At 67.1% G+C, this 22,197-nt stretch carries 18 protein-coding genes and 1 CRISPR repeat array; of the genes, 8 read left to right on the top strand and 10 right to left on the bottom strand.

Going from position 1 to position 22,197, the window contains the following annotated elements; genetic code table 11:
* Positions 1 to 10: 10 nt before the first annotated feature.
* The 4 genes from OOZ63_RS18190 to OOZ63_RS18175 form a co-directional block, all read right to left on the bottom strand.
* A complete protein-coding gene (locus OOZ63_RS18190) occupies positions 11 to 760 on the bottom strand; it encodes a transporter substrate-binding domain-containing protein (RefSeq protein WP_416234758.1) in 750 nt (249 codons plus the stop codon).
* An 87-nt stretch (positions 761 to 847) separates the two neighbouring features.
* A complete protein-coding gene (locus OOZ63_RS18185; protein ID WP_266007018.1) occupies positions 848 to 1,501 on the bottom strand; it encodes an amino acid ABC transporter permease in 654 nt (217 codons plus the stop codon).
* A 22-nt stretch (positions 1,502 to 1,523) separates the two neighbouring features.
* The gene (locus OOZ63_RS18180) at positions 1,524 to 2,195 is read right to left on the bottom strand and encodes an amino acid ABC transporter permease (RefSeq protein ID WP_266007017.1); all 672 of its coding nucleotides are present in this window, start codon (positions 2,193 to 2,195) and stop codon (positions 1,524 to 1,526) included.
* Positions 2,196 to 2,321: 126 nt separating this feature from the next.
* On the bottom strand, positions 2,322 to 3,386 hold the full coding sequence (locus OOZ63_RS18175; RefSeq protein ID WP_266007016.1) for a substrate-binding domain-containing protein: 1,065 nt from the start codon (positions 3,384 to 3,386) through the stop codon (positions 2,322 to 2,324).
* 151 nt (positions 3,387 to 3,537) lie between these two features.
* Between OOZ63_RS18175 and OOZ63_RS18170 the strand changes: the two genes are divergently transcribed.
* Both OOZ63_RS18170 and OOZ63_RS18165 read left to right on the top strand, forming a co-directional pair.
* Positions 3,538 to 5,589 carry a GumC family protein gene (locus OOZ63_RS18170; RefSeq protein ID WP_266007015.1) on the top strand — a complete coding sequence of 684 codons (2,052 nt, stop codon included), beginning with the start codon at positions 3,538 to 3,540 and terminating at the stop codon, positions 5,587 to 5,589.
* Between the two features lie 122 nt (positions 5,590 to 5,711).
* Positions 5,712 to 6,683, top strand: coding sequence for an MBL fold metallo-hydrolase (locus tag OOZ63_RS18165; protein WP_266007014.1), 972 nt, complete (start codon positions 5,712 to 5,714; stop codon positions 6,681 to 6,683).
* Between the two features lie 42 nt (positions 6,684 to 6,725).
* Here the strand turns inward: OOZ63_RS18165 and OOZ63_RS18160 are convergent, their stop codons facing one another.
* On the bottom strand, positions 6,726 to 7,451 hold the full coding sequence (locus OOZ63_RS18160) for a response regulator (protein ID WP_266007013.1): 726 nt from the start codon (positions 7,449 to 7,451) through the stop codon (positions 6,726 to 6,728).
* A complete protein-coding gene (gene baeS / locus OOZ63_RS18155) occupies positions 7,448 to 8,845 on the bottom strand; it encodes a sensor histidine kinase efflux regulator BaeS (protein WP_266007012.1) in 1,398 nt (465 codons plus the stop codon). The genes OOZ63_RS18160 and baeS overlap by 4 nt, the downstream gene beginning before the upstream one ends.
* 137 nt (positions 8,846 to 8,982) lie before the next feature.
* Between baeS and OOZ63_RS18150 the strand changes: the two genes are divergently transcribed.
* The 5 genes from OOZ63_RS18150 to OOZ63_RS18130 all read left to right on the top strand — a co-directional run bounded on the left by OOZ63_RS18150 (position 8,983) and on the right by OOZ63_RS18130 (position 15,968).
* On the top strand, positions 8,983 to 10,170 hold the full coding sequence (locus OOZ63_RS18150) for an efflux RND transporter periplasmic adaptor subunit (protein WP_266007011.1): 1,188 nt from the start codon (positions 8,983 to 8,985) through the stop codon (positions 10,168 to 10,170).
* A gap of 13 nt (positions 10,171 to 10,183) precedes the next feature.
* Complete coding sequence (locus OOZ63_RS18145) at positions 10,184 to 13,324, top strand: efflux RND transporter permease subunit (protein ID WP_266007010.1); 3,141 nt, start codon at positions 10,184 to 10,186, stop codon at positions 13,322 to 13,324.
* Positions 13,321 to 14,670, top strand: coding sequence for an efflux transporter outer membrane subunit (locus tag OOZ63_RS18140; RefSeq protein WP_266007009.1), 1,350 nt, complete (start codon positions 13,321 to 13,323; stop codon positions 14,668 to 14,670). Before OOZ63_RS18145 ends, OOZ63_RS18140 begins: the two co-directional genes overlap by 4 nt.
* A gap of 76 nt (positions 14,671 to 14,746) precedes the next feature.
* Entirely contained in the window at positions 14,747 to 15,229 is a 483-nt protein-coding gene (locus OOZ63_RS18135; protein ID WP_266007008.1) for a DUF456 domain-containing protein, read from the top strand.
* Between the two features lie 43 nt (positions 15,230 to 15,272).
* Positions 15,273 to 15,968 carry a tellurite resistance TerB family protein gene (locus tag OOZ63_RS18130; RefSeq protein WP_266007007.1) on the top strand — a complete coding sequence of 232 codons (696 nt, stop codon included), beginning with the start codon at positions 15,273 to 15,275 and terminating at the stop codon, positions 15,966 to 15,968.
* A 6-nt stretch (positions 15,969 to 15,974) separates the two neighbouring features.
* Here the strand turns inward: OOZ63_RS18130 and OOZ63_RS18125 are convergent, their stop codons facing one another.
* Both OOZ63_RS18125 and OOZ63_RS18120 read right to left on the bottom strand, forming a co-directional pair.
* Positions 15,975 to 16,331, bottom strand: coding sequence for a carboxymuconolactone decarboxylase family protein (locus OOZ63_RS18125; protein WP_266007006.1), 357 nt, complete (start codon positions 16,329 to 16,331; stop codon positions 15,975 to 15,977).
* A gap of 11 nt (positions 16,332 to 16,342) precedes the next feature.
* Entirely contained in the window at positions 16,343 to 16,558 is a 216-nt protein-coding gene (locus OOZ63_RS18120; protein WP_266007005.1) for a DUF2892 domain-containing protein, read from the bottom strand.
* Positions 16,559 to 16,702: 144 nt separating this feature from the next.
* Here OOZ63_RS18120 and OOZ63_RS18115 point away from each other — a divergent pair, with 144 nt between their 5' ends.
* Positions 16,703 to 17,134 (top strand): GNAT family N-acetyltransferase, encoded by a 432-nt coding sequence (locus OOZ63_RS18115; RefSeq protein ID WP_266007004.1) that lies wholly within the window; start codon positions 16,703 to 16,705, stop codon positions 17,132 to 17,134.
* Between the two features lie 352 nt (positions 17,135 to 17,486).
* Positions 17,487 to 21,180: a CRISPR direct-repeat array (repeat unit 29 nt; unit sequence CGGTTCATCCCCACGCCCGTGGGGAACGC).
* A 161-nt stretch (positions 21,181 to 21,341) separates the two neighbouring features.
* On the opposite strand, the gene OOZ63_RS18110 is transcribed toward OOZ63_RS18115, so the two are convergent.
* A complete protein-coding gene (locus tag OOZ63_RS18110) occupies positions 21,342 to 21,554 on the bottom strand; it encodes a hypothetical protein (protein ID WP_266007003.1) in 213 nt (70 codons plus the stop codon).
* The coding region (locus OOZ63_RS18105; RefSeq protein ID WP_266007001.1) for an ATP-binding protein at positions 21,551 to 22,197 on the bottom strand (647 nt) is incomplete at its 5' end. The genes OOZ63_RS18105 and OOZ63_RS18110, both read right to left, overlap by 4 nt.

Raw genomic sequence — 22,197 nt, 5'->3', positions numbered from 1 at the left:
TGCTCGCTGCTCAGTTGGCGTTCATCGCCGGGAAGTCGGTGCCCAGCCACTTTTTGTAGAGCGTGTTCAACTCGCCGGCGCGGTGCTTGTCGATGAATGCGTCGACGGTCTTCAGCAACTCCTCCTGGCCCGGTCGCATCGCGACGGCCATCTGCTGCTGACGCAGCACAAACTTGTTTTCGAACGCGGCACCGGCGCGCTGGGCGATCTGGGCGGCAACCGTGGTCGAGCAGCCAATCGCGTCGACCTGGCCTGACATCAACGCCTGCATCGCCGAGGCATCGTCGTCGAAGCGGCGGATTTCGGTGCCGGCCGGCGCAGCGGCAGTCAGCGAGATGTCCTGCGTGCTGGCGCGGGCCACGCCAATGCGGAAGTTCTTCAGATCGGCGGCTGACTTGATTGCGGCCTTGTTGCTGCCGTAGACCACGATGGTCGCGGCCGCATAGGGCTTGGAGAACTGCACCTGCTTGGCGCGCTCAGGAGTCACCGCCAGTGAGGCCACCAGCAAGTCGACCTTGTTGGTCAACAGGAAGGGGATACGGTTCGGACCGGTTACCGGCACGATATTGACCTTCACCCCGAGCTCCTTGGCCAGCAGCTTGGCGACATCGGCGTCATAGCCGTCGGGCTGATTGGCGCTGTTGAGCGTGCCGTAGGGCGGAAAGTCCACCAGCATGCCCACGGTCAGCTCGCCCTTCTTCTTCAGATCGGCCACGCTCTGGGCCGAAGCTGACGGCGAGGCGCCCAGGCTCAGGACCATGACAGCGATTGAAGCTGCAGCCAGCACAAGGCGGCGGGTTTGGAATGCTTGGGTCATCTGTATGTCTCCAGGGGTGGGTCGGAAAAGTCAGCGCGCCAGCGCTCGGGCCTGGCGGCGCTCCATGCGCGCCGCCAGCAGCGACAGCGGCCAGCACAGCGCGAAGTAGATGGCGGCCACGACGCTGAATACCAGCAGCGGCTGGAAGGTCGCGTTGTTGATGATCTGGCCTGCGCGTGTGAGCTCGGTGAAGCCGATGATGGCGGCCAGCGAGGTGCCTTTGATGATCTGCACCATGTAGCCGACGGTCGGCGGCACCGCGATCTTGAAGGCCTGCGGAAGGATCACATCGCGCATGCGTGCGACATAGCTCAGGCTCAGCGCCTGGGCCGCCTCCCATTGCCCGCGCGGAATCGCTTGGATGCAACCACGCCAGATCTCGCCGAGAAAGGCGCTGCTGTTCAGAATCAGCGCGGCACCGGCCGCGACCCAGGGATTGATGTCAAGGCCTATCACCGGCGCGCCGAAGAAGATCAGGAACAGCTGCAGCAGCAGCGGCGTGCCCTGAAATATCTGAATGAACAGGCCGGCGGCGCGCTGCGCCCAGCGGCTCTCAGCCGTGCGGCCCAGCGCCACCAGCAGACCGCCGACGGCACCGCCGGCAAAGGCAATCAGCGACAGCGCGATGGTCCACTTCGCGGCTTCAAGAATGAAGAGGAACTCGGCAAATCCGAAGGTACGCATGATGGGTGTCCGCCTTCGTCGCTCAGCGGCGGTCGGGATAGTTGAGCGTGCGGCGGTAGATCAGCCGGAACAGCGCCGAGAAGCTCATCGCCAGCGCCAGATAAATCAGCGCGACGACGATATAGATTTCGAAGCTGCGGAATGTCTGTGACTGCAGGTTCGCGGCCACCGAGGTCAGGTCATCGGCCGAGATCACCGAGACCACACTGGAGCTGAGCATCAGCAAGATGAACTGGCTGGTCAGCGCCGGGTAAATGGCCTTCAGCGCCGGCTTCAGAATAACGAAGCGGAAGATCTCGTGGCGTTTGAGATTGAGCGCCAGGCCGGCCTCGATCTGGCCCTTCGGGATCGCCTCGATGCCGGCGCGAATGATCTCGGTCGCATAGGCGCCGAGATTGACGACCATGGCCGTGAGCGCCGCCGTGTGGGCGCTCCAACGCAGCCCCAGAGCCGGCAGCGCAAAGAAGAAGAAAAACAGCTGGATCAGAAATGGCGTGTTGCGGATCAGCTCGATATAGGTGTTGATCGCGAAGCGCAGCGGGGCCGGCCCGGCCGTCTTGCCCCAGGCACAGGCGATCGCGACGAGCAGGCCCAGCACCATCGCCAGAAAGGACAGCTCGATGGTCGTCCAAGTGCCCTGCAAGAGCAGCGGCCAGGCGGCGAACACCGCACCGAACTGAAACTCGTAGTTCACGCTTGCTTGTCTCGCTTGTCGTTCTTGTCGGGGTGGCATGCCCGCTCGGCACCACCGTGATCACAGTTTATGAAACCGGTTTCAGACTGAATACACGGGTTTACCCGCAATATCCACGCGCTTGGTTCAAGGCCTTTGGGAGGAGCCGCGCGCCACGAGTTGCCCCGGCAGCAGAATCTGTCGGGGCGGCAGTGCCTGGCCTTCGAGCCGCTCGAGCAGGCAGCGCGCGGCGATATGGCCGAGGTCGTCGGTGGGCTGGGCAATCGCGCTCAGGCCCGGACCTACATGGGGCGCCCAGGCAGTGTCATCGAAGCCGATGAAGCCGACGTCGCGTCCAAAGCGCCAGCCCAGCCGGGCCAAAGCCGCCGACACCCGCAAGGTCACGACCGCATTGCTCGACAGCACAGCCACAGGCTTCTTGCCGGCGCGCTTTCGCAGCTCACGCAAGGCCTGGTCGATATCCTCGCCCTGTGCCTCCCTGCTCTCGAAGGCGCTGCCGCTGAGCCCGTCGCTGCCCAGGCCGGCATGGGCGGCGACAAAGTTGTTGAAGGCCTGCAACCGCTCAACTCGCGAGCTGACGCCCGCACTGGGCTCGCAGACAAAGAGCAGTTCCCGCCACCCCTGCTCCAGCAGATGCTGGGCCGCCAGCTGCACCGCACCGGCATTGTCCAGCGACACGAAATCCGACTGCATGCCGCCGTGGCGCCGGTCCACCAGCACCACCGGCTTGTGCAGCCGTGCTGCGGCGGCCAGAGCCTGCGGGTCGCTGCCCAGCGTATTGAGGATGAAGCCCTCGACCTGGTAGGAGGACAGCGCCTCGATGGCCTCGCGCTCGCGCGAGCCGTCATTGCCGAGATTGAACAGCATCACCATGTAGCCGGCCTGCTTACAGGCCCGCTCGGCGCCGCGCAGCACCGCCACCGAAAAAGGGTTGGTGACATCGGCGACCACCAGGCCGATCAGGCGCGAACGCCCTCGTTTGAGCGCCTGCGCCATCGGGCTGGGGCTGTAACCGAGCTGGGCGATGGCAGCCTCGACCTTGGCCGCGATATCGCGGGTCAGCAGATCGGCCTGGTTCAAAAACCGCGAGACCGTGGCCTTGGAGACGCCGGCGGCGGCCGCCACATCGGCAATGGTGGCGCGGCTGCTGGGCGGCTGGATGGCAGCCGGCTTGGCGGGGCGGGAGGGCATGGGCGATAGCAGTTGATGGCGGGCTCTGGAAACCCGTATCTGAAACCAGTTTCAGGCTGTTGAACGAATAGTAGCCGGTACGTGCAGCGTCATGAATACTGCTGCGTTGCAATGTCTATAGTCGCTGCATCGACCAACCGGAGGCTGGCCCATGTTTGATCGTTCTTCTGCGCCGCCGGGCATCTACCCGCCTCAGTTCGGACCGACCCAGGCCTATGGCCTTGGCCAAGGCGCCGAGCTGCACGGTCGCAGCCCGGCGATGCGCCGACGCATCAAAGTCTTTTTCTGCGTGTTCCTGCTGGCCCTGCTGATCGGCCAGGGAGTCAACTGGCTGCGCGCGCCGGTCTACCGCGCTCAGGCCTTGCTGCAGATCACGCCGGCCAGCGCGCCCGCAGTCGGCGCGGCGCCTGCCGACCAGGCCCGGCAGGCGATGTTGCGCGAGGGGGAGGTGCTCGGCAGCCGCCCGCTGCTGGAAAAGGCACTGACTCGCTTGCTGCCGCAGGGGTTTTTCACGCAGACAACACCCGAAGCGGCGCTGACCGCCATGCGCGAGATGCTGACGATCACCGAGCAGCCCGGCTCGCAGTTGCTACAGGTCCAGGCCCAAGCCGGCGATGCGGTGCTGGTGGCGCGCCTGGTCAACACGCTGGTCGAGGTCTATCGCGAGGAGCAGGGCCAGATCGGCCGGGCGGCGTCGGCTGCCCAGCTCACAGATGCACGCGAAGCGCTGCGTGTGATCAGCGAGCGGGTCGACGAAAAACAGCGGGCGCTAGAGGCTTACCGGCAGCGCAGCCAGATCACTTCGGTCGCGCGCGATGAGAGCCCGACGCTGTCGCGACTCAAGGGACTTAACCAGTCGCTGAGCAGCGCCACCGAGCGCGAGGCCAGCGCGGCTGGCCGCGTGCGGGCGATCGAGCGAGCCATCGCCGAAGGCCAGCGCTTGCCGCTTGGTCGCAACGGGGCCGCCATCGCCGGCATCGAGCAGCGCCTGTCGCAGCAGCAGGAGAATCTGCGAGCGCTGGAGCGCCAGTTCACGCCGCAGTTCCTGGCGATGGACCCGGGCGCCCGGGCGTTGAGGACCCGCATCGCCGATCTACAACAGCAGCTCGAGACCGAGAGCGCGCGGGCGCAGCAGGCCGCGCTGGCGGAGGCACGCGAAGAGCAGTCCAGCAGTGCGGCGATGGTCGAACGCCTGCGCCAACAGTTGGCCAGCGACCAGCGTCAGGTGCAGACCCTGAACGTCCAGCTCGAGACCGCACAGTCGATGACGACCGAGCTCAACGGCCTGCAGCGCATGCAGCAGGAGGCGCAGCAGCAACTGCTTGCGCTGCAGGCCAGCCAGACGGCTCGCCAGCCGCGCCTGCTGGTGCTCGAACCCGCCGCGTTGCCCGTCAAACCCTGGCAACCGCACTATGGCCGCGACGCCGGCATCGCGCTGGGCGTGGCCCTGCTGCTGAGTTTTTTGGCGGTTTGGTTCGTCGAATTCTTCAACCGCGCGCCGCCGGTGCCGGCGGCCTCGCCGACCGTGGTGCTGAATCAACCCTGGATGAGCCTGCCCGCCGCCGAACCGCCGCCGACACTGAGCGCAGCGGCACAGCCGCTGGCGCTGGAGGTCGGCAGCACGCCGATGCCCTTGCCTCGCGAGCTCGCGCCGCATGAGATCTCGGGCCTGCTGGAGAACGCTTCGACCGAGCAACGCGCCCTGCTCAGTGCGCTGCTGACCGGCCTGAGCAGCGCAGAGACGGCCGCGCTGCAACTGGTCCACATCGAGCTCGACGCTGACCTGCTCCATGTGCCCGGTGAGCAGGGCCGCAGTCTGCCGCTGCCGACCCAGTTGCGGCAGTTTGCCGAGCTGCGCCGCGCGGGCGCCGAGGCGCCGAGCGCGGCTGGCCATGCGGCCGTGTTCATGACACCCGAGGGCTGGCCGCTGGGTGCCGCCGCGATCGAGACCGCAGCCGTGGCCGCCGCCCACGACGCCCAGCTGGCGCGGCCGCAGACCGTCACGGCCGACTGCCTGCGCCACAGCTACATCGCCTTCATCGTGCGCCAGGGCCTGCGCTTCGCCGAGCTGCCCAAGGTGGTTGGTCGGCTCAGCCCCGAACTCTTGAATGCGCTGTCCGAACTGCTGCCCGACGGGCGGCGTGTCCCGCTGGAGGCCATCGAACGGCTGATGCCGCAAGTGCGCCCGCGCCAACTGGCCTGATCAGCCCGCCGCCGTGAATAACCCCAGGCTTTGCACTGCTTAAGGCGCGCCGGCCGGCGCGCATCCAGGCCCACCGCGATCATGGCGACCGTTTCGTTCACCAACTAGACTGGAGAGTTTTCATGCTGAATCGGCGATCTTTTCTCGGGGCAGGCCTGGCTACCACGGCGGTCTACAGCGCCGGCTCGTTCATCCCCGTCTGGGCCCAGAACTCGCCGAACCTCGGCATGCCCAGCATCGCCAGTCCCGGCTTCATGAAGACCAAGGTCGGCGACGTCGAGGTGATCGCGCTGCAGGACGGCGTGACCCGTCGCCCGCTGGGCGAGGAGTTCGTGAAGAACGCGCCGCTGGCCGAGGTGCGAGCCCTGCTGGCCTCGCAAGGCCTGGGCACCGATTACATCGATGTGCCCTACACGCCCTTTCTGATCGTGGCCGGCGGCCGCCGTATCCTGATGGACACCGGCCTGGGCGAGTTCGGCGGGCCGACCACCGGCAAGCTGCTGGAGCAGCTGCGCGCTGCCGGCTTCCAGCCCGGCGATATCGACACGGTACTGATCTCGCACTACCACGGCGACCACATCAACGGCTTGCGCAACAAAGCCGGTGAATACGTCTTCCCCAAGGCCAAGGTGATGGTGCCGGCCGCCGAGCATGCCTTCTGGATGGACGACGCCAAGATGGCCGCAGCCCCTGAGGGCATGAAGGGAGCGTTCAACAATGTGCGCCGCACCTTCGCGCAGATGCCCGCCGAGATGCTGCAACGCTTCGAGGCCGGCACCGAGGTCGCACCGGGCATACGCTCGATCGCCGCGTACGGCCACACGCCCGGCCACACCCTGTTCCAGCTGCAGTCTGGCGGACAGAGCTTCTTCTATGTGGCCGACCTGACCAATGTGCCGGCGCTGTTCGCCCGCAACCCGGACTGGGCCGTCACGTTCGATATGGACGCCGAGGCCGCCCGCAAGGTGCGCCGCGAGATGTTCCAGCGCATTGTCGACAGCCAGGCCCTGCTGGGCGGTTTCCACTTCCCCTTCCCCGCGTTGGGCCGTATGGCCGCCAGCGGCAAGGGCTATGCCTTCCAGCCGCTCGCCTGAGCCCGGCCGCGCCGTCAACCGCCCTAGCGCTAGCCCCGCAGCTCAACCGTCATAGCGGTAGCCGACGCCGTAGATCGCCCGGATGCAATCAGGCTCGGCCTCGGCCTGCTCCAGCTTGCGGCGCAGGTTCTTGACGTGGCTGTCGACCGCGCGGTCGGTCACCGCGCGCTGCTCGTCATGCAACCTGTCCAGCAGCAATTCGCGCGTGAACACCCGGCCCGGCGCGCTGGACAGGGTCTTCAAGAGACGGAACTCAATCGGCGTCAGGTCAAGTGCCCGGCCCTTGAACCAGGCTCGGTAGCCCTCATCGTCGATCTGCAGCGCGGCCGCCGGCCCGGCGTCACCGGAATGGTTGCGCACGCGGCTGCGGCGAAGGATGGCCTTGACGCGGGCCACGATCTCACGCGGGCTGAACGGCGTCTTGCTGATGTAGTCATCAGCGCCCAGCTCCAGACCTAAGAGGCGGTCGGCCTCCTCGACCCGCGCGGTCAGCATCACGATGGGCACATCGCTGAAACTGCGCAGCTCGCGGCAGATGTCCAGTCCGTCGCGGCCGGGCAGCATCAGGTCGAGCAAAACCAGGTCGTGGCGACGTGCCTTGTAGGCCTGCACCGCCTCGCGGCCGTCAGCCAGGCACTCTGGCAGGTGGCCGGCGGCGCGCAGATAGTCGCTGACCAGCGCTGCCATCTTGGGCTCGTCCTCGACTACCAGGATCCGGGCGCCGCCGGGCTCGGCATTGGGCAAGGGCTTGTTGTCCATCATCGTCATGCGGCCGTGGCCCGGGGAAGGCGGATCGCCATCCACAGCCCGCCCAGCGGCGAAGGCTTCGCATCGATCCGGCCGTCATGGGCCTCGACGATACGCCGGCAGATTGTCAGCCCCAGACCGGCGCCGCCGCTGCTGCGGTTGCGCGACGAGTCGACGCGGAAGAAGCGGTCGAAGATGCGAGCCAGATGCTCGGCGCCGACGCCCGGCGCCGAGTCCATCACATCGATCAGGACCTGACCCTCTTCTGCGCGCGCCGCGATGCGCAGCACGCCGCCGGCCTCGGTGTAGCGGCAGCTGTTCTCGAGCAGATTGTTGAACAGCTGCTGCAGCCGCCGCTCATCGGCAAACACCGTCAGCGGCTGGGCCGGCAGGCTCAGCTCCAGGGTCAGGCCGCTCGCGGCCAGGCGTTCGCCGAAGGCGCCGGCCGTCTGCTGCAGCGGCTCGGTCAGGTCGACATCGGCCTTGCGGTAGGCCAGCGCGCCGACATCGGCCAGCGACAGCTCGTAGAGATCGTTGACCAGTTTATTCAGCGTCGCGACCTCGGCCTGCAGCGAGCGCAGCGAAGCCTGATCCAGCGAGCGCACGCCGTCCTCCAGCGCCTCGAGCTCGCCGTGCAGCACGCCCAGCGGCGTGCGCAACTCATGCGAGACATCGGCCATGAACTCGCGCCGCATCTGTTCATTGCGCTGTAGCGTATGGGCCAGGCGGTTGAAGTCGTCCGCCAATTGACCGACCTCGTCGCGCGAGCGCACATCGACCCGGGTCTCGTAGTCGCCGGCCGCCAGCCGATGGGTGGCTGCGGCGACGCGCTTGACCGGCGTCAGGAGGCGACGCGAGGCCCAAGCGGCTATGGCGGCGGCCATCAGCGTGGCGCCCAAGCCCACGGCCCAGCTGGCACGCGTCTGACCATCCTCGAAACGTCGCTCGGCCGCCGAGCTGGCGTTCTCGAACGGCGCCATCGCCAGCCAGCCTACGGTGGCACCGTCGACCACGATGGCACGCTCCACCGCATTGATGGCAGGCCCGGGAAAGCCGGCCAGGCGGCGGCGCTGGGCGTCGTACAGCGTGAAGCGGCGAGTCGCGCCTGTCAGGTCGGATACGGTCGGCGCCGGCTTGCCCTGGGTCGGCCGCGTGCCGTCGTCGCCCGGCAGGGGACGCAGCAGCCGATGCCAGAGATCGGGTTGCTTAATCAGAAACTCCCAGCTGCCGTGGGTCCGGTAGCCGGCCGCGACACTGGGCACGGCCTGATCCAGACGAAGCACCGCCTGCTCGTTGAGGTAGCCCAGAAAGCCGCGGTTCAGATTGATGTGCGCGGCCACGCCCATCGCAATTGCGACAGCGACGGCCGTCGTCAGCACGGCGGCAAACAGCTTGGCGGTGATGCTCAGGGACATGGGCTTGGACCTCGGACCCTGCAGATTAGCGCCTATCGCTGCGACGCCGACAAGCCATGCCCGTGCATCGCCCCGGTCTTCAAGCTCTCTCCACATTTGTGGTGCAGCATCAACGCACCGCCTATTGCAGAGAATCCATGAAGCCTTCCGCCCTCCTGGTCCGTGCTGGCAGCGCGACCGCGATTGCCGCCCTGATGCTGCTCGTCGGCTGTGGCAAGAACGACAAGCCCGCCGCGGCACCGCCCCCGCCCCAGGTGGGCGTGCACCAGGTTCAGGCGCAGCGCCATGTCTTCAGCACCGAGCTGCCGGGGCGCACCAACGCGCGCCAGACTGCCGAGATCCGGCCCCAGGTCGGCGGCATCCTGCAGCGCCGCTTGTTCGAGGAGGGCGCGACGGTCAAGGCCGGCCAGCCGCTTTACCAGATCGACCCGGCCAGCTACCAGGCCGCCGTCGCCAGCGCCCAGGCCACTCAGGCCAAAGCCGAGGCCAGCCTGAACTCGACCCGCGTCACCGCTCAGCGCAATAGCGAGCTGGCCAAGCTCGGCGCCCTGAGCCAGCAGCTCAGCGACGACAGCCAAGCTGCGCTGCAACAGGCTGAGGCGGAGCTGGCCGTGGCCCGCGCCGCGCTACAGAGCGCACGCATCAATCTGGAGCGTACCCGCATCACCGCGCCGATCGCCGGCCGCGTCGAACTCTCCAGCGTCACCCCGGGCTCGCTGCTGACTGCCAATCAGGCCGAGGCGCTGACCACGGTGCAGCAGCTCGACCCCCTGTACGTCGACATCGTCCAGTCCAGCAGCGAACTGCTGCGCCTCAAGCGCGAGCTGGCTGACGGCAGTCAGCAGGCCCCAGACAAGGCAGGTGAAGCGCCAATCCGGCTGCTGCTGGAGGACGGCAGCGCCTATCCCCACGCCGGCCGCCTGCAATTCAGCGGCGTTACGGTCAACCGCAGTACCGGCGCCGTCACGCTGCGCGCGCTAGTTCCCAATCCCGAGGGCCTGCTGATGCCCGGCATGTATGTGCGCGCGCTGGTGCAGACCGGCGTCAAGGAGCAGGCGATCTTGGTGCCGCAGCAAGGCATTGCCCGCGCGCCCAATGGTGAAGCCTCGGCCCTGGTGGTCGGCGCTAACGACATCGTCGAGCGCCGCACCGTCACGGTGGACCGGGCGGTCGGCAACCGCTGGCAGGTCACCGCCGGGCTGAAGGCCGGTGAGCGGATCATCATCGACGGCCTGCAACGCGCCAAGGTCGGTGCCTCGGTAAGACCGCTGCCGATCGAACCGGGCGCCAGCGCTCCGGCTGCGGCCTCCGCAGCACGCAGCTGAGCGCGGCAGCACCATGGCACGCTTTTTCATTGACCGCCCGATCTTCGCCTGGGTCATCGCCATCGTCATCATGCTGGCGGGCGCCCTGTCCATCCATCTGCTGCCCCTGGAGCAATATCCCGATATCGCGCCGACGCGCATCTCGATCAATGCCAGCTATACCGGCGCCTCGGCCCAGACCATCGAGGACTCGGTAACGCAGATCATCGAGCAGCGCCTCAAGGGACTGGACCGGCTGGTCGCGATGGAGTCCAGCAGCAGTAGCTCGGGCTCGGCCAGCGTGCGCCTGAGCTTCGAGGCGGGCACCGACCCCGATGTGGCCCAGATGCAGGTGCAGAACAAGCTGCAGCAAGCACTGTCGCAGCTGCCGCAGTCGGTGCAGGACCGCGGCGTCTCGGTGACCAAGGCCGGCACCGATCTGCTGATGGTCGTCTCCCTGGTCTCGGAGGACGGACGGCTCAGCGCCACCGATCTGGGCGACTACATCAGCAGCGGTCTACAAGACGTGATCAGCCGCATCGACGGCGTCGGCGACGTCAGCATCCAGGGCACAGGCTATGCGATGCGCATCTGGCTGGATCCGGCGCGGCTCAACCAGTACGCGCTGATGCCTTCGGACGTCCGGGCCGCGCTGATCGCACAGAACACCGAGGTCTCGGCCGGCCAGATCGGTGCGTTGCCAGCCCCGCCCGGCCAGCAGCTCAACGCCACGATCACCGCGCGCAGCAAGCTGCAGACGGTGGAGCAGTTCCAGAACGTGGTGCTGAAGGCCGGCAGCGACGGCGCCGTCGTGCGTATCGGCGATGTGGCCCGCGTCGAGCTGGGCAGCGAGAGCTACACGACGCGCGCCCGCCTGGCCGGCAAGACCGCAGCCGGCATGGTGATCTTCCTGGCCACAGGCGCCAATGCGCTACAGACGGCCGACGCGATCCGCGCCAAGCTGGCGGAGCTGCAGCCCTTCTTCCCGGCAGGCGTGAAGGCGGTGGTGAGTTTTGACACCACACCTTTTGTTGAAGTGTCGATCAAGGGCGTGGTCCAGACCCTGATCGAGGCCATGGTGCTGGTCGTGGCCATCATGTATCTGTTCATGCAGAACCTGCGCGCAACGCTGATCCCGGCGATCGCGGTGCCGGTGGTGCTGCTGGGCACCTTCGGCATCCTGGCGGCCTTCGGTTACTCGATCAACACCTTGACGATGTTCGGCCTGGTGCTGGCGATCGGACTGCTGGTCGATGACGCCATCGTCGTGGTCGAGAACGTCGAGCGGCTGATGACTGAGGAAGGCCTGAGTCCTTTGGAGGCGACGCGGCAGTCGATGGGCGAGATCACTGGCGCGCTGGTGGGTATCGCGCTGGTGTTGTCCGCCGTATTCATCCCGATGGCCTTCTTCGGCGGCTCGACCGGCGTGATCTACCGCCAGTTCTCAATCACCATCGTCTCGGCGATGTTGCTGTCAGTGCTGGTCGCGATGACCCTGACACCGGCGCTATGCGCCACCCTGCTCAAACCAGTGGCCAAGGGCGAGCACCACCATCCAGGTGGCCTGCTCGGGCCGGTGCTGGGCCGCTTTTTCGACGGTTTCAACCGGTTCTTTGATCGCAATGCCGCTCGCTACGAGCGCGGCGTCGGCGGTCTGCTCAAGCGCGGGCGACGCAGCCTGCTGGTCTACGCGTTGCTGCTGGGCGCGGCCGCGCTGCTCTACCAGCGCCTGCCAACCTCCTTCCTTCCCGAAGAGGATCAAGGCACCTTGCAGATCCAGGTCCGCACGCCGCCGGGCACGACGGCCGAGCGCCTGCGCGGCTCGATGGACATCATCGAGACCTACCTGGCCCAGCAAAAAGATGTCATGTTCTACAACCTCGTGACCGGTCAGGGCGGTGACCAGGGCACGGGCCAGGGCTTCATCCGGCTGCGCCCCTGGGACGAGCGAAGCGGCCCGGGCCAGAGCGCAGCTGAGCTGGCCCGCCGGATGAGCAATGATCTGCAACGCCAGGTGCGCGATGCCCAGGTCTTTTTGCTGCTGCCACCGGCGGTGCGCGGCCTGGGTGCCAATGCTGGCTTCGAAATCCAGTTGCAAGACCTGGGCGGCCTCGGCCCGGCCGCGCTGGCCGCCGCGCGCGACAAGTTCCTGGAGCTGGCCAATGCCCGCCCCGAGCTCTCACGTGTGCGCAACAACAATCTGGGTGAGACCCCGCAGTTCCATATCCAGATCGATGACCGCCGGGCCGGCGCGCTGGGTATTCCCACTGCCGCGATCAATGACACGCTGTCCAGCGCGATGGGCGGCAGCTATGTCAACGACTTCATCGACCGCGGCCGGGTCAAGCGCGTCTACATCCAAGGCGATGCCGCCTACCGCATGGAGCCAGAGAGCATCAAGCATTGGTATGTGCGCAACAACGCCGGCGAGATGGTGCCGTTCTCGGCCTTCGCCAGCGCGAGCTGGAAGTCGGGACCGCGCGAGCTCAAGCGCTTCAACGGCATGTCGGCCTATGAGCTGATCGGCGACGCGGCACCGGGCGTGAGCTCGGGCACCGCGATGGCCATCATCGAGGACATCATGCGCGAGATGCCCGAGGGAATAGGCTTCGAATGGGCCGGTCGTTCCTACCAGGAGCGGCTGTCGGGCTCGCAGGCCCCGGCCCTGTATGCGATCTCCATCCTGTTCGTGTTTCTGTGCCTCGCCGCGCTGTACGAGAGCTGGTCGGTGCCCTTCTCTGTGATGCTGGTCGTGCCACTGGGCATTCTGGGCGCGCTGATCGCCAGCACCTTGGGCGGGCAGAACAACGATGTCTACTTCCAGGTCGGGCTGCTGACCACGGTGGGCCTGTCGGCCAAGAACGCGATCCTGATCGTCGAGTTCGCCAAGACGTTGCAGGAGCAGGGCATGGGCCTGATCGAGGCAACGCTGAAGGCGGCACGCCAACGCCTGCGTCCCATCCTGATGACGTCGCTGGCCTTTATGTTCGGCGTGCTGCCGCTGGCCCTGGCCAGCGGTGCAGGCTCGGGCAGCCAGCGCTCAATCGGCTTCGGCGTACTCGGCGGCATGGCCAGCGCCACGGTGCTGGGCATCTTCTTCGTCCCGATCTTCTACGTGCTCATACGCGGCTTCTTCGCCCGGCGCGCCAGCGCTCGACACGGAGTGCAGGCATGAGAACGCATCTGAGCCTGATGACTGCGGCCCTGCTGCTGGCGGGCTGCGCCAGCCTGGCGCCCGAGCCGCAGCGCCCCGTGCCGGCGCTGCCCGACTGGCCCAGCTTCGGCACCGGTGAGTCGGCCACGATCGACTGGCGCGAGTTCATCATCGAGCCGAGGCTGCGCCAGACCATTGCCCAAAGCCTCGCCAACAACCGCGACCTGCGCATCGCGGTGTTGAACATCGAGCGCGCCCGCGCGCTCTACCGCATCGAGCGCGCCGACCGCTTTCCGAGCGTCAACGCTACGGCCGCGAACACCCGCCAGGGCGAGCCGGCCAGCGGCCAGTACAGCGTTCGCCTGGGCCTGGCCAGCTATGAGCTGGACTTCTTCGGCCGTGTGCGCAACCTCAGCGAGGCCGCGCTGCAGAGCTTCTTCGCCGTCGAGGAAAATCGCCGCAGCAGCCAGATCAGCCTGATCGCCGAGGTGGCGTCCGCCTGGCTGAACCTGGCAGCCGACGCCGATCGCCTGAAGGTGGCACGCGAGACCCTGCAAAGCCAGCAGGCATCGCTGCGCCTGACCGAGCGCGCGCTGGCGCTGGGCGCCGTCTCCGAGCTGGGGCTGGCCCAGGCCCGGACCACGGTGGAGACAGCCCGCGTCGATGTGGCTCGCTACACCAGCCAAGTGACCCAGGACCGCAACGCGCTGGAACTGCTTGTCGGTGGCCCGCTGGCGGCCGAGCTGCTGCCGGCCGAGGGAAGTCTGCAGGGGCCGACCAGCCTGCTGCTGCCACTGCCGGCCGGTCTGCCCTCCGAGGTCTTGCAGCGCCGCCCCGATGTGCGCGCCGCGGAACACCTGCTGCGCGCGGCCGAAGCCGATATCGGCGCGGCCCGTGCCGCCTTCTTCCCGAGCATCTCACTGACGGCGTCCGCCGGCACGCAAAGCGCCAGCCTGGGCGGTCTGTTCAGCGGCGGCAGCGGGGTCTGGAGCTTTGTGCCCCAAATCAATGTGCCCATCTTCGACGCCGGCCGGCGCCGCGCCGCGCTGCAGCTCAGCGAGGCCGACCGCGACCTCGCGGTGGTCGGCTATGAGAAGACCGTGCAGACCGCCTTCCGCGAGGTGGCCGATGCACTGGCCGAGCGCGGCGGCCTGGCCGAGCAGCTTGACGCCCAGCAAGCGCTCACCGCTGCCAATGAGCGCCGCTTCGCGCTGTCGGACGCGCTCTACCAGCGTGGCGCCAGCAGCTATCTGGAGCTGCTCGACGCGCAGCGCTCGCTCTACGCGGCCCGCCAGGGCTTGGTTTCGGTGCGCCTGAACGAACAGCTCAACCGTGTCGCGCTGTACCGGGCGCTGGGCGGCGGCTGACAAGACTTGGCACCGGCTTGAAATCTGCCGCCAAGCCCCCAGTTGGCAGAATTCAAACACTGCGGAGCCGGCCAGCGTGAGTCCCACCCTGTTGTGGATTTTGAGTGTCGTGTTGATCGTCGTCGGCCTCGCCGGCACTGTCTTGCCGGCGCTGCCCGGGACGGTGCTGGTGCTGGCCGGCATCGTGCTAGGCGCCTGGATCGACGACTTCGCCCATGTAGGCTGGCCGAGCCTGACGCTGATCAGCCTGCTGGCTGTGCTGGCCTGGGTGCTTGAGTATGTGGCCGGCCTGATGGGGGCACGGCGCGCCGGCGCAAGCCGCCAGGCCTTGGTAGGCGCGGCGCTGGGCACCGTCGCAGGCCTGTTCATGGGCTTGATCGGCGTGCTCTTCATGCCCCTGGTCGGCGCCGCCGTTGGCGAATACCTGGCGCGCCGTGACCAGCAACGCGCCGTTTCGGTCGGCCTGTCCACCTGGCTGGGCTTGATGGCCGGGCTGCTGGCCAAGGTCGTGCTGGCCTTCATGATGGTGGGCATCTTCATCGTGGCGCTGCTGTTCTGAGCCAAGCCATTTCTTTCTTCTTTCACCTCACCAAGGACGAGCGATGAGCGCACAGTCGACATTGGAACAACTGCTGAAATCCGGTCTGGCGATGCTGGACGGCAAGGCCGGCGGCGGACTCGGCAATCTGGGCAGCAGCCTCGGTGGCAAGGGTCTGGGCCAGTTCGGTGCAGGCACGGCGGTCGGCGGGGCTCTTGGCCTGCTGTTGGGCAGCAAGCGCGGCCGCAGCTACGGCGGCAAAGCGCTGAAGTACGGCAGCATCGCAGCGCTGGGCCTGATGGCCTACAAAGCCTACAGCAATTGGCAGGCGCAGCAGCAGAGCCAGACAGCGGGCCAGCCGGTGCCACCTGCTGCGGCGCGTACCGTCGACCGCCTGCCCGCGCCCGAGCAGGAGCAACACAGCCGCGCAATGCTCAAGGCCATGATTGCTGCGGCCAAGTCCGACGGCCATCTGGACGAGCGCGAGCGCGGCCTGGTCGAGGCCGAGCTGAATCGGCTGGAGGCCGACCCCACGCTGCGCCACTGGTTTGAGGCCGAGCTACGCCGCCCGCTGGACCCGGTTGAAGTGGCCCAGGCCGCCGCCACGCCCGAGCTGGCAGCCGAGATGTACCTGGCCAGCCTGCTGGTCGTCGACGAGACCACGTTCATGGAGCGCGCCTACCTGGACGAGCTGGCCAAGCAGCTCAAGCTGCCGGCCGGGTTGAAGACGGAACTGGAGGCGCAGGCGCTGGCGGCCTGACCCGACCTAGCCCTTGGCGCTGAATTCCTCGAAGGCGGTGATCGCGCTGGCCGCGTACATCAGCGAGGGTCCGCCGCCCATATAGGTGGCCACACCCAGCGTCTCGTCGAGCTCCTGGCGTGTCGCGCCCAGCTTGACCAGGGCCTGGGTGTGGTAGCCGATGCAGGGGTCGCAGCGCACTGCCACGCTCAGCGCGAGCGCGATCAGCTCCTTGGTCTTCTTGTCCAGCGTACCCTCGGCCATGGCCGCGCGACCCAGCTCGCCGAAGGCCTGCATCACACCCGGCGTGCTCTGCCTCAGCTCAGCCAGCTGGGCGGAGACATGCTGGGTCAGATGACGATAGCCATTTGCTGCGGTGGACATGATCAAGCTCCTCAGTGCTTGTTGTTACTGCCGCTGCTGCCTTTCAGGGGGCAAGTCGACAGGCCAAACGGCAGATAGGCCGGACAGATCCGAAATAGGCCGGTGGCCAGCGGCAACAAGCCGATCCAGCCCCAGGGACCGATGGCGCCGTAGAGCGTGGCGCCGATCAAGACCAGACCAAGAGTGATGCGCAGCACGCGATCAATGCCGCCGACATTGGTATTCATCCATCTCTCCTTGCGGGGCCACGGGCACGACGCCCTCCCCTGTCGCTCACTGTGAGGGCGATGCGCGCGGCGCAGCTTGATACAGGACAGGAAACCCGCAGGCGATATGCTGGCCGCCAGCTTGATAACCGAGAAGGAGCCGCCGTGTCACTGCAATGGTCCGACAACATCGACGAGCTGGACTGGGAAGAACTGGCGGCGTTGTACCGCGCCGCACCGCTGGGCACGAAGAACGCCGCCGATTTGAAGACGGCGTTCAGCAACAGCCGCTACCGCTGCCTGGTGCGGCAGGACGGTCGCCTTGTTGGCGCCGGACGGGTGCTGGCAGACGGGGTCGACTGCGCCTATGTCTGCGATGTCGCGCTGCTGCCCAGCCACCAGGGCCTGGGCCTGGGGCGCGAGATCGTGCAGCACCTGGTCAGCCTGTCCCAGGGCCACAAGAAGATCATTCTCTACTCGGTGCCGGGCAAGGAGCCTTTCTACCGCAAGCTGGGCTTTCGGCGCTTGCTGACCGCAATGGCCATCTTCGAGAACGAGGCCCAGGCGATCGCGCGCGGCCATCTGGCCCAGGACTGATCAGGACTGCAGCACGATCACCGGAAGTTGCGCCCGCAGCTCTGCGCCGTCTGCGGGCTCGAGCGGCCGGGTCAGCGCCGCGCTGTCGCGCACATTGCCTGGATCGCCCTCAACATCGAGCCGGCGGCAACATGCGCCCGGTGCAGTGGTACTTTGACTGCCTCCTGTATGAGGAGCACCTGCGCATCGAAGTCAGCGAGCAAGCATCACCGGGGGCGACGACGCCTTCGCGCTGCTGCAATACTTGGCGCTGAATCCGCGGGTTCGCTGATGCTGCTCCCGCCGGGCGTGCATGTCCCGGATGCCCCTGAGGGGAACGCGATGGGCTTGATCGTAACGGCCGCCATGGTGTCGGTTCATCCCCACGCTCGTGGGGAACGCGTGATGGCGGCCGGCCGATCCGGCTTACAGGCCGGTTCATCCCCACGCCCGTGGGGAACGCAATCCCCGGAAAAGGACAACATCCTCCATGCTCGGTTCATCCCCACGCCCGTGGGGAACGCGCCCGGCTTGCCGAGGGCGCCCGGCTCGAAGACGGTTCATCCCCACGCCCGTGGGGAACGCACCGGCGACAACCTCAGCGTACCGCGGCTGTACGGTTCATCCCCACGCCCGTGGGGAACGCGCAAGCAGCACGCAGGCGCGCCGGCAGTCCGTCGGTTCATCCCCACGCCCGTGGGGAACGCGCCCAGATCGATCTGCACCTAGACGGCACCGCCGGTTCATCCCCACGCCCGTGGGGAACGCGCGCGCACGTATCGGTTGACCGCCCTCTCTGCCGGTTCATCCCCACGCCCGTGGGGAACGCAAGCCGAGCGCCTGGCCGCCCAGCAGCGCGCACGGTTCATCCCCACGCCCGTGGGGAACGCTCAACAAAAGCAATGTGAGTAAGACTCGCATACGGTTCATCCCCACGCCCGTGGGGAACGCAAACGGCGCCTTGGCCAGCGCGAGCATGAACTCGGTTCATCCCCACGCCCGTGGGGAACGCCACGCGCTGCACCCGTTCTCTGGCATCGATCGCGGTTCATCCCCACGCCCGTGGGGAACGCTTTGGCCCCAGCGTTTCGGATTGACCAATACTCGGTTCATCCCCACGCCCGTGGGGAACGCTATGTGACCGCGATGTTCCCGAGATAGTCGGCCGGTTCATCCCCACGCCCGTGGGGAACGCCTGCACTGGCAGCGGTAGGGCGGCCAGGGCTGCGGTTCATCCCCACGCCCGTGGGGAACGCAGCGTCATCAACGGACCATCCGGTTTTTCCATCGGTTCATCCCCACGCCCGTGGGGAACGCCGCCGCTCTAGCACGCTGGGGTGTGCCCAGGCCGGTTCATCCCCACGCCCGTGGGGAACGCATCGATGGGTCGGCCTGCGACCGACGCGCAGGCGGTTCATCCCCACGCCCGTGGGGAACGCACATCAACGCCGCCGATGACTGCGCCTTGGCTCGGTTCATCCCCACGCCCGTGGGGAACGCTCCTTTGATGAGGGTTGCGAGAGTTTTGCCTACGGTTCATCCCCACGCCCGTGGGGAACGCACATGATCCCCGATGCGGCCCTGCTGCTCTAGCGGTTCATCCCCACGCCCGTGGGGAACGCTTGGCACTGCTGAAGAACGACCCGGCCCGCAACGGTTCATCCCCACGCCCGTGGGGAACGCCGCACTAGCGCGCCGCACCAAAAGGCGGCATACGGTTCATCCCCACGCCCGTGGGGACCGCACATCAAGACGCATGAGCGCGACGGAATCGTACGGTTCATCCCCACGCCCGTGGGGAACGCGGGATGCCGCTGCCGTCCCATCGCTCCAGGAGCGGTTCATCCCCACGCCCGTGGGGAACGCAAACACAGTCTCAACCGTTACGCCGGTCGGGTCGGTTCATCCCCACGCCCGTGGGGAACGCGACGCCACCGCGACCCGCTCAGGGGCCACGTTCGGTTCATCCCCACGCCCGTGGGGAACGCGGCCCGCGAAACAACACATCAACCGCATCAGTCGGTTCATCCCCACGCCCGTGGGGAACGCCGCTCGGGCACATCAAAGAACCCCAGCTGCCCCGGTTCATCCCCACGCCCGTGGGGAACGCATCATGACCATCGCGGTGCCCAAGGCACAGATCGGTTCATCCCCACGCCCGTGGGGAACGCGAGGAGCTGTCGCTGCGCGATCGCTACATGGCCGGTTCATCCCCACGCCCGTGGGGAACGCAGCGGCCAATCTTGGCGCGTTCGCTCGCTGGACGGTTCATCCCCACGCCCGTGGGGAACGCAAGAAGTGCATGCGCTTTGCTGCCGACCACGGCGGTTCATCCCCACGCCCGTGGGGAACGCAATGAACCCGCTGCTGCTCGGACCGCTGCTGACCGGTTCATCCCCACGCCCGTGGGGAACGCGCCCTGATCGCAAACAAGAACTGTGGCCATCACGGTTCATCCCCACGCCCGTGGGGAACGCAAGAACCTTAACGCGCTGGCCGATGCCGGTGACGGTTCATCCCCACGCCCGTGGGGAACGCTTGCTCTTCGTAACCCGGCGTGACAAAGCTTACGGTTCATCCCCACGCCCGTGGGGAACGCCCGCCGATGGAGTCAACCGGCAAATACCATACCGGTTCATCCCCACGCCCGTGGGGAACGCCTCTGGTAGCCCGCATACAGCGCGTTCAAGTCCGGTTCATCCCCACGCCCGTGGGGAACGCGGCCATGTGATGCACAAAGCCCGCCCCGTGCCCGGTTCATCCCCACGCCCGTGGGGAACGCGGTCGGCGGTGCATGTCTCAGTACGCCTCAGACCGGTTCATCCCCACGCCCGTGGGGAACGCACTCTCGCAGCACAGCCCCGTGCGCACTGTCTACGGTTCATCCCCACGCCCGTGGGGAACGCTCGACCGTGGACCAGAGCAGCGTGGTGTCGGGCGGTTCATCCCCACGCCCGTGGGGAACGCAGGTCAGCCTCGGTCAGCTTCTGTGCCGTTGTCGGTTCATCCCCACGCCCGTGGGGAACGCCACCCAGCGATTTCGAGTTCTGAACCCCGGCCCGGTTCATCCCCACGCCCGTGGGGAACGCAGCTCGGGACAGCCTTCAGCGATCCAGATAGCCGGTTCATCCCCACGCCCGTGGGGAACGCGAAGCTGTCGAGGTGGATTGCGCTCATGGTGTCGGTTCATCCCCACGCCCGTGGGGAACGCGCCACCGGCTGCGCTGCCAGCCCGCCGGTTTCCGGTTCATCCCCACGCCCGTGGGGAACGCATCTCGAAGCAGGCGCGCCACACGTGCTCGTGCGGTTCATCCCCACGCCCGTGGGGAACGCAGCAGGACAAGGCCTAGGTCGAAGAGGCGAGACGGTTCATCCCCACGCCCGTGGGGAACGCCGAGACAACGGCACCTATCGCCGGATGCGCCGCGGTTCATCCCCACGCCCGTGGGGAACGCAGCTTGTGCGTCTTCTCCCAAGGCAGGAATGACGGTTCATCCCCACGCCCGTGGGGAACGCAGGCGCCGAGCGAGTCGGACCTGATCATCTTCCGGTTCATCCCCACGCCCGTGGGGAACGCCTTAACTTCTGGTGCAGCTACGCCTACTTGTTCGGTTCATCCCCACGCCCGTGGGGAACGCTACAGGCCAAGAATCCATTGTCCCGATTGACCCGGTTCATCCCCACGCCCGTGGGGAACGCGACCGAAGCCAGTGACCGGGCCGGTGCTCCGGCGGTTCATCCCCACGCCCGTGGGGAACGCCCTAGAGAAGTTCGGTCGACCGCAACTAGAGACGGTTCATCCCCACGCCCGTGGGGAACGCGACTGCTAAATCGCTATTACCGACCGGTTCACCGGTTCATCCCCACGCCCGTGGGGAACGCGTTTGGATGGAGGCTCATGATGAGCAAGCGCCCTGGTTCATCCCCACGCCCGTGGGGAACGCCGGGTTCGGTCGGGCTATGCGCCTGGTGATCACGGTTCATCCCCACGCCCGTGGGGAACGCGAGTGGGACGTCGTCGTAGCTGAATCCACCACGCGGTTCATCCCCACGCCCGTGGGGAACGCCTTGAAGCGAACCCAATTGCCCATGTTGCCGCTGGTGTAAATCCGACTCTATACGCTGGTGAGGAGTCGGATTTGATCGCAGACGCCAGCATGTCACTGGCGGCATAGGCAGATGTTGGGTTTGGGGCGACCGATGCTGCCGAGCAGCGCTGTGGCAGCGCTCAGAACGGTGCGTCAGGATCGAACTCGGGCGGCGAGCCTGCGGGCATGACTTGCTCGCGCCAGGCCTGCTGCATCTGCGGGCCGTAGCGCAGCCACAGCGCCTCGCGCATGGCCTGCAGGCATTCGGCGACCGCGAGTGCCTGCTCGGGCGTCCAGTGGGCTGGCACCACCATCCCAGAGGCCACTGCGGATGATGGCGAACGTCTGCTCATGAGCGGTGCTTGGGTGATCGCGCGGTGCTGGCCTTGGCGGACTTGGCTGCTCGCTCGGCCAGGCGCTGTGCCTCGCGCTCCTGGGCTTCTTTGGCGCGGTAGGACTGGCCGTCGATGCGCACCACCTCGGCACGGTGCATCAAGCGGTCGATCAACGAGACCACGCAGGCGGCATTGGGGAAGACCTCGCCCCAGTCGACGAAGGCTCGGTTCGTAGTCACCACCGTACTCTTGCATTGGTAGCGCCGACTGACCAGCTCGAACAGCAGGTCCGCGTGCCGATTCGAGTACGACAGGTAGCCCACCTCGTCGATGAGCAACACGTCTGGGGCGGCGTAGTGGCGCAGCTTGCGGCGCAGACCCGAGTCGCTGTCGATGGCGGCCAGCTCGCCCAGCAACTGCCCGGCCGTGGTGAACAGCGCCGTGTAGCCGGCCAGCACCGCCTGGTAGCCGATGTTGCACGCGCACATGGTCTTGCCCACCCCGTTGGGGCCGACCAGGACGACGTTGCTGGCATCCTTGACGAAGGCCAGGGTCATCAGCTCTTCGACGGCACTGCGGTCGATGCTCTTGGGCCAGGCCCAGTCGAAGTCGACCAGCGGCTTGAAGCGGCCGATGTGGGCGTCGCGCAGCCGCCGCTCCA

It is taken from the genome of Paucibacter sp. PLA-PC-4 (genome assembly GCF_026241155.1).
In the GTDB taxonomy this organism is placed as follows: domain Bacteria; phylum Pseudomonadota; class Gammaproteobacteria; order Burkholderiales; family Burkholderiaceae_C; genus Roseateles_E.
Note: the sequence above shows the minus strand (reverse complement) of the source record. Positions and strands in the feature narration are given on the sequence as shown.

Excerpts from the sequence above, each read along its gene's own strand:
- OOZ63_RS18190 (WP_416234758.1), bottom strand. The coding sequence starts at position 760 with ATGGTCCTGAGCCTGGGCGCCTCGCCGTCAGCTTCGGCCCAGAGCGTG.
- OOZ63_RS18185 (WP_266007018.1), bottom strand. The coding sequence starts at position 1,501 with ATGCGTACCTTCGGATTTGCCGAGTTCCTCTTCATTCTTGAAGCCGCG.
- OOZ63_RS18175 (WP_266007016.1), bottom strand. The coding sequence starts at position 3,386 with ATGCCCTCCCGCCCCGCCAAGCCGGCTGCCATCCAGCCGCCCAGCAGC.
- OOZ63_RS18170 (WP_266007015.1), top strand. The coding sequence starts at position 3,538 with ATGTTTGATCGTTCTTCTGCGCCGCCGGGCATCTACCCGCCTCAGTTC.
- OOZ63_RS18165 (WP_266007014.1), top strand. The coding sequence starts at position 5,712 with ATGCTGAATCGGCGATCTTTTCTCGGGGCAGGCCTGGCTACCACGGCG.
- OOZ63_RS18160 (WP_266007013.1), bottom strand. The coding sequence starts at position 7,451 with ATGACGATGATGGACAACAAGCCCTTGCCCAATGCCGAGCCCGGCGGC.
- baeS (WP_266007012.1), bottom strand. The coding sequence starts at position 8,845 with ATGTCCCTGAGCATCACCGCCAAGCTGTTTGCCGCCGTGCTGACGACG.
- OOZ63_RS18150 (WP_266007011.1), top strand. The coding sequence starts at position 8,983 with ATGAAGCCTTCCGCCCTCCTGGTCCGTGCTGGCAGCGCGACCGCGATT.
- OOZ63_RS18145 (WP_266007010.1), top strand. The coding sequence starts at position 10,184 with ATGGCACGCTTTTTCATTGACCGCCCGATCTTCGCCTGGGTCATCGCC.
- OOZ63_RS18140 (WP_266007009.1), top strand. The coding sequence starts at position 13,321 with ATGAGAACGCATCTGAGCCTGATGACTGCGGCCCTGCTGCTGGCGGGC.
- OOZ63_RS18130 (WP_266007007.1), top strand. The coding sequence starts at position 15,273 with ATGAGCGCACAGTCGACATTGGAACAACTGCTGAAATCCGGTCTGGCG.
- OOZ63_RS18125 (WP_266007006.1), bottom strand. The coding sequence starts at position 16,331 with ATGTCCACCGCAGCAAATGGCTATCGTCATCTGACCCAGCATGTCTCC.
- OOZ63_RS18120 (WP_266007005.1), bottom strand. The coding sequence starts at position 16,558 with ATGAATACCAATGTCGGCGGCATTGATCGCGTGCTGCGCATCACTCTT.
- OOZ63_RS18110 (WP_266007003.1), bottom strand. The coding sequence starts at position 21,554 with ATGAGCAGACGTTCGCCATCATCCGCAGTGGCCTCTGGGATGGTGGTG.